The organism is Streptomyces sp. NPDC104307 (assembly GCF_055584045.1).
On record NZ_JBVJMU010000048.1, the window covers coordinates 1 to 1,297 of the forward strand.

Annotated in this window: 2 protein-coding genes; both read right to left on the reverse strand. The window is 69.2% G+C overall.

Translation table 11 applies throughout. The annotated features are described in order from the left end of the window. A partial coding sequence (locus ACZ601_RS39095; protein ID WP_469547023.1) for an adenosylhomocysteinase occupies positions 1-158 on the reverse strand: 158 nt, incomplete at its 3' end. Positions 159-229: 71 nt separating this feature from the next. Beyond that, positions 230-1,297, reverse strand: a 1,068-nt coding sequence (locus ACZ601_RS39100; RefSeq protein ID WP_469547020.1) for a vitamin B12 dependent-methionine synthase activation domain-containing protein, incomplete at its 5' end; no start/stop codon positions are given.

Sequence of the window (1,297 nt, forward strand, 5' to 3'; positions counted from 1 at the left end):
GCGCCGGCCAGCGGCTGCGCGGCGGCGTACTCCTTGCGGATCGACATCAGACCGGGCATCTCGTGCTCGGCCAGGGTGATCTCCTTGCGGCCGAAAGCCGCGAGGGAGAGGTCAGCGACCTTGAAGTCCGTGAAGTCGGCGGGCGGCTGCGCGGGCATGTGCACTCCTTGAGTTCTGAATGTTCCGGTGGATCTCGAATGTCGCTGCGGACACGCCTTAGGGGCTGTGGTCATGCGCGGCGGCCTCCCGCGTTGAAGTAACCGGCCTCGGGGTGGTGCAGCACGATCGCGTCGGTGGACTGCTCGGGGTGGAGCTGGAACTCCTCCGACAGCACGACTCCGATCCGCTCGGGCCGGAGCAGTTCAGCGATCTTGGCGCGGTCCTCCAGATCGGGGCAGGCAGGGTAGCCAAGGGAGTAGCGGCAACCCTGGTACTCAGTACGGAACATGCCGTCCAGCGCGGCGGGCTCGGCGGCCGCGATGCCCAGTTCGGTGCGGACCCGGGCGTGCCAGTACTCGGCGAGCGCCTCGGCCAACTGGACGGAGAGCCCATGCAGCTCCAGGTAGTCGCGGTAGGCGTTGGCCTCGAAGAGCTTGGCGGTCTCGCCGCCGATCCGCGATCCGACGGTGACGACCTGGAGACCGATCACGTCCGTCTCGCCGGACTCCTCCGGGCGGAAGAAGTCCGCCAGGCAGAGGCGGCGGCCGCGGCGCTGGCGCGGGAAGGTGAAGCGGGTGCGCTCCGAGCCGTCCTCGTCGAGGATGATCAGGTCGTCACCCTTGGACACGCACGGAAAGTAGCCGTGGACCACGGCGGCTTCGAGAAGTCGGTCGGTCTGCAGCCGGCCGAGCCAGTGCCGCAGCCGGGGCCGGGCCTCGGTGTCGATCAACTGCTGGTTCTTGAGGCCCCATTGCCCCTTGAAGAGGGCGCCTTCGTCGAGCCAGGAGGCATACTCCTTGAGCTGGATGCCCTTGATGACCCGGGTGCCCCAGAACGGCGGGGTGGGAACCGGGTTGTCGACGGCGACGTCCGAGCGGCCGCCCTCCTCCGGCTCCACGACCTCCAGCACGGCGGTCTCCCGCTTGGGGACACGGCGCTGCTTGAGTTCGGGAAGCGTCGCCCCCGGCACCCCGCGTTTGACGGCGATGAGCGCGTCCATCAGGCGCAGGCCCTCGAAGGCGTCGCGGGCGTAGCGGACCTCGCCCTCGTAGATCTCGTGGAGGTCCTGTTCGACGTAGGCGCGGGTGAGGGCGGCGCCGCCGAGGATGACGGGGTACTCGGCGGCCAGCTTGCGCTG